This is a genomic window from Streptococcus sp. UBA632, from assembly GCF_002300045.1.
GTDB lineage: Bacteria > Bacillota > Bacilli > Lactobacillales > Streptococcaceae > Streptococcus > Streptococcus alactolyticus.
Window position 1 is genome coordinate 1 of sequence record NZ_DBPA01000032.1, and the last position, 5,272, is coordinate 5,272.

Genomic DNA, 5,272 nt, shown 5'->3' on the forward strand with positions numbered 1-5,272 from the left:
GAACACGCCAGTTTTGATGATTTGCAAAAGGCTTTGTCAGGTGTGTTGGGGCATTTTGATGACGATGACCAGTTTGACATCACGAAAACAGACTTAATGCGCTTGGGGCTTTTAATGGGAGCAGATAGCCGCAAACGTCGCGAATATTTGGGCGAAAAGCTTCGTATTGGTTATAGCAACGGCAAACAACTTCTCAAACGCTTAGAGCTCTTTGACATTACTTTGGCCGAAGTAGAAGAAACGATGGCAACATATGAGGGCTGACTTTTTAAGAGTCTTCTGTGTTCTATACTAAGATTGATAGAAACGAAAGGAAAGAAAAGTCCCCACGTTTTGGTTGGGGAATATTGATTATGAGAATTGCAGATTATAGCGTGACGCGTGCTATTCTTGAGCGTCATGGGTTTACCTTTAAAAAATCATTTGGACAGAACTTTTTGACAGATACCAATATTCTTCAAAAGATTGTAGATACAGCGGAGATTGACAAGGGTGTCAACGTGATTGAAATTGGTCCTGGTATCGGTGCTTTGACGGAATTTTTGGCAGAAAATGCTGCTGAAGTCATGGCTTTTGAAATTGACGACCGTTTGATTCCGATTTTGGCGGATACGCTCCGCGATTTTGACAACGTCAAAGTCATCAACGGAGACATTTTGAAAGCTGATTTGCAAAGCCATATCAAATCATTTGCAAATCCCGATTTGCCTATCAAGGTGGTCGCAAATCTGCCTTACTACATCACCACACCTATCTTGATGCATTTGATTGAGTCAAAAATCCCATTTGCGGAATTTGTCGTGATGATGCAAAAAGAAGTGGCAGACCGTATTTCAGCTGAGCCAAATACCAAGGCTTATGGGTCATTGTCAATCGCGGTGCAATATTACATGACAGCCAAGGTGGCTTTCATCGTGCCTCGCACGGTCTTTGTGCCTGCACCGAACGTGGATTCAGCTATTTTGAAAATGACACGCCGTGAGCAACCTCTTGTTCAAGTGAAAGATGAAGATTTCTTCTTCCGCATTGCTAAAATCAGCTTTGTTCACCGCCGCAAAACCCTTTGGAATAATTTGACTAGCCATTTTGGAAAAGCTGAGGAAACCAAGGCTAAATTGGAACAAGCGCTTGACATGGCAGATATCAAACCGTCTGTTCGTGGCGAAGCCCTTTCTATTGCGGATTTTGCTAGGTTGGCAGACGCTTTAAAAGAAGCTGGTTTGTAAGTTTTAAGACGACTAAAAACAAGACTCAACTGCGTTTGGGTCTTGTTTTTTTGAATCTAAGAAAGGCCTGCTTCAAACGTGTCAGAATGGGCTTCGACGCTGATTTTTTGCAGGGTTAAGGGATGTGTAAAACTGAGTTTGTGGGCGTGCAGCATGAGGCGGTCATCGGACACATGGCTGTACAAAGGGTCCCCAATAATGGGATAATGATGCGCTGACAAATGCACTCGAATTTGGTGCGTTCGCCCTGTTTTTAAGCGGCAGCGAACCAGACTTCCCTTTGAAAAAACTTTTAAACGGTCCACGATAGTAATGGCGCGCTGGCCATTTTTAGGGTCGACTACTCGTTTGCGGCGGTCATGACGGTGGCGCCCAATCTTATCTTGAAAAACTTGGTGTTTTGGCTCAAAAGTCCCCTGAACCAAGGACCAATATTCACGAGAAATGTCCTTGTTTTCCAACAAACGGTTTAAAATAGGCAGGATAAAAGGGTTTTTGGCAAATAAAATAGCTCCGCTGGTTTCCTTGTCCAAACGGTGCACCACGTAGCAGGTTTGCCCTACATAAGCCGAAACATGGTTAAGCAGAGCCATTTCTGTTGGTTCATTACCGTGTGTTTTCATGCCTTCGGGCTTGTTGACGATGATAATGTGTTCGTCTTGATACAGGCAATCCACCAATTTAGCTTGTCCCAAGGGAATATCTTTTTGCGGATAATCTTCCTCATCAAAGGTCAGCTGGATGCTGTCGCCTGTTTGCACCAAACTTTGCCAATTAATGGTTTCTCCGTTGATGAGCAGGTGTTTTTTGGTGCGCAAAAAATGCCGAATTTTCCGAGGAATCAGCAGGTGCTCTTCTAAAAGTTCCTTGACCGTGCAGTCTGGGTAGGGATTGGTAAATGTGTAAGATGTAGTCATGACTCTATTATACCAAAAAAAAACGCACCTCAACGAGATGCGCTAAAGCCCTATTTGCTTTCATTTTCTTTGAGCCAAGCATGGTATTTTTCCACCAAGTTGACCGCCATTTGGCTTGCTACTGCGACAGAATAAGCTTCTGTTCCTTCGGCTTCGCTTTCAGAAACTTCAATCTTTGTTTCATCGTAAATGGCTTTTAGACTTTCAGGAGAAAGTGTTTTTTTAAATGCTTCAAATTCTTTGTTCATGATAAGCAATTCCTTTCTAATATCTTTGTCTGACCAGATATCTCTACTCTACCATTTTATCATAAAACCTTAAAAATAGAATGAAAACGTTATAACAAATGACATCCTTTTCATTTCTGACGATTTTAAGGGAAATTGCTATAATGGAATTATGACACATTTAAAAAGAATTAAAGAAAGCTTTCTGTCCTTTGTTAGGCGCTTGACAGGAAGGGAATCTTCTCAGGAAGAGGACCGTAATTTTGAAGAGTGGCTCAACGAGGAAGAAAGTCCTGAAGACGTTACTGACCATTCTCAAGAAGGAGAGGTTGCACCACGCTATCAGCGAAGCCGTGCGCACCAAGATAAAACCAAGCATTATCCCGCTTGGGTGCAAAAAATCCTGCGGTTTGTACCCTCTCCTCAGAATCCCATCCGCCGTTTTTGGCGCCGTTACCATATTGGTAAAATACTGCTGATTTTGGCGGGGATAGCGACCTTGGCGATTGGTTCTTACCTTTATTTGGTTGCTAAATCAACCAACGTTTCTGATTTGCAAGATGCCTTGAAGGCTACCACTGTCATCTACGATAAAAATGATGAGCAAATTGGCTCGCTGTCGGGACAAAAAGGAACTTATGTGGACCTTGACAATATCAGCGATTACATGAAAGAAGCGGTTATTGCCACGGAGGATAGAACCTTTTACCAAAATAGCGGTATCAATTACTCGCGTTTCTTGTTGGCAGTCTTTACGTTTGGGCGTTTTGGTGGTGGTTCGACCATTACGCAACAATTGGCGAAAAATGCTTACCTGAGCCAAGAACAGACCGTCACGCGTAAAGCCAAGGAATTTTTCCTAGCGCTAGAGTTGACCAAAAAATACAGCAAAGACGACATCTTGACCATGTATTTGAACAATGCGTATTTTGGTAATTCGGTTTGGGGTGTTGAAGATGCCAGTCAAAAATACTTTGGTACTGACGCTGAGAATTTGACCTTGGAGCAATCGGCTATTTTGGCTGGAATGTTGAAGGGGCCTGAGATTTACAACCCATATTACTCAGTGGAGAATGCAACCAACCGAAGGAATACGGTCTTGCAGGCCATGGTTCACGCTGGTAAAATCACGCAAGAACAAGCTGATGAGGCCTCACAAGTGGATATTGCCAGTGAGTTGCACGATACTTATACAGGAACTTCTGATAGTTATCAGTACCCGTCTTACTTTGATGCGGTTATTCAAGAAGCAGAGCAAAAATACAATCTGTCAGAAAATGATATTGTCAACAATGGCTATAAAATCTATACGGAGTTAGACCAAAATTATCAAGACAATATGCAGGCTGTTTTTGACGACACGAGTTATTTCCCAACGTCAAGTTATGATGGTCAAAGCGCTCAAGGAGCCAGCGTCGCAATGGATCCCGCAACTGGTGCTGTTCGTGGTTTAGTTGGGCGTGTGAGCTCAAGTTCGGCTTCCTTTAGAAGTTTCAACTACGCGACCCAAGCCTCACGTAGCCCAGGGTCAACCATTAAACCGTTGGTGGTTTACACTCCAGCCGTCGCGGCGGGCTATTCGATTACGACGGAATTGCCAAATACCGTGCAAGATTACGATGGCTATGCTCCTGGAAACTATGGTGGCGTTGAAACAGCTGATGTTCCTATGTATCAAGCCTTGGCTAATTCTTACAATATTCCAGCTGTTTATTTGCTCAATAAAATCGGTATCAGCAAGGGTATTACTTACGGTGAGAAATTCGGTCTGAACATGAAGAAGGTCAAGGAAGAACTGGGTATCGCGCTGGGTGGCGGTGTCACAACCAACCCGCTTGAAATGGCCCAGGCCTATTCAACCTTTGCCAATGACGGTATCATGCCAACGGCTCATTTGATTTCACGTATTGAAAATGCCAGCGGTGAAGTCATTGCACAGTTTAAACAAGACCAAAAACGCGTGATTAGCCAAACTGTTGCGGACAAGATGACCAGCATGATGTTAGGAACCTTTTCAAATGGTTCTGCTATCAATGCCAATGCTTATGGTTATACCATGGCAGGAAAAACAGGTACGGTTGAAACAAGCTTCAATGACAATTTGACGAGCGACCAGTGGGTGATTGGTTACACGCCTGATGTGGTGATTGCCCAGTGGCTAGGCTATGATTCGACGGACGAAAATCACTACCTGACAGATGCCAGCTCGGGAACAGCCTCAACGATTTTCAGTGCTGTTGCCAGTCGCATCTTGCCATACACCGCAGGTACTGCCTTTACTGTTGAAAATGCTTATAGTCAAAACGGTTACGACTTGATTTATAGTGCCAACGCGTCTGACACTGACACTAGCCCATCATCTAGCTCAGATAACTTTTTGGATAAGGTTCAAGAATCAGCACAAACCGCCAAGGAAAAGATAGGTCAAGCCGTTCAAGACGTTTGGGACAATGTTTCCAACTGGTTTAATAGACGAACGAATTAAAACTTGATAAAATGATAAAAAGATGATAGGATGATATTGGAGGCATTATGGCACAGAAAAAAGCAAGTTTAGCTTGTACAGAGTGTGGGAGCCGTAACTACTCTATCGGAGTGAGCAGCAACCCTAAACCTGTACGTTTAGAAGTCAATAAATATTGTAAACATTGTAAGAAATACACGTTACACAAAGAAACACGTTAATATTAAGGCGATTACGTAACGAGTGTGAAGGAGGAGCGATCCGTGGGATTTATCAAGGGAGTTTTTGCGGTTTTAAGAGATACAACATGGCCAGATCGTAGACAACGTTGGAGAGATTTTATTTCTGTATTAGAGTATACAGCGTTTTTTACACTTGCGATTTATATCTTTGATAAACTACTCTCGTTGGGAGTAACGGACTTATTGAACCGTTTTT

General features: G+C 43.1%; 7 protein-coding genes. 5 read left to right on the forward strand and 2 right to left on the reverse strand.

The annotated features are described in order from the left end of the window. Both B3473_RS04055 and rsmA read left to right on the forward strand, forming a co-directional pair. On the forward strand, positions 1-264 hold a 264-nt coding region (locus B3473_RS04055), incomplete at its 5' end, for a DUF4093 domain-containing protein (RefSeq protein ID WP_293674984.1). A gap of 89 nt (positions 265-353) precedes the next feature. Then, entirely contained in the window at positions 354-1,226 is an 873-nt protein-coding gene (gene rsmA / locus B3473_RS04060) for a 16S rRNA (adenine(1518)-N(6)/adenine(1519)-N(6))-dimethyltransferase RsmA (protein WP_154454837.1), read from the forward strand. A gap of 56 nt (positions 1,227-1,282) precedes the next feature. Here rsmA and B3473_RS04065 read toward each other — a convergent pair whose 3' ends face one another. Continuing rightward, entirely contained in the window at positions 1,283-2,143 is an 861-nt protein-coding gene (locus B3473_RS04065; protein ID WP_269725607.1) for an RluA family pseudouridine synthase, read from the reverse strand. Positions 2,144-2,193: 50 nt separating this feature from the next. Continuing rightward, positions 2,194-2,391 (reverse strand): hypothetical protein, encoded by a 198-nt coding sequence (locus B3473_RS04070; RefSeq protein WP_154454839.1) that lies wholly within the window; start codon positions 2,389-2,391, stop codon positions 2,194-2,196. Positions 2,392-2,542: 151 nt separating this feature from the next. Between B3473_RS04070 and pbp2a the strand changes: the two genes are divergently transcribed. The 3 genes from pbp2a to secE form a co-directional block, all read left to right on the forward strand. After that, positions 2,543-4,855, forward strand: coding sequence for a penicillin-binding protein PBP2A (gene pbp2a, locus B3473_RS04075; protein WP_293674989.1), 2,313 nt, complete (start codon positions 2,543-2,545; stop codon positions 4,853-4,855). Between the two features lie 47 nt (positions 4,856-4,902). After that, complete coding sequence (gene rpmG, locus B3473_RS04080; protein WP_003067827.1) at positions 4,903-5,055, forward strand: 50S ribosomal protein L33; 153 nt, start codon at positions 4,903-4,905, stop codon at positions 5,053-5,055. A gap of 42 nt (positions 5,056-5,097) precedes the next feature. Continuing rightward, the coding region (gene secE, locus B3473_RS04085; RefSeq protein WP_167829286.1) for a preprotein translocase subunit SecE at positions 5,098-5,272 on the forward strand (175 nt) is incomplete at its 3' end.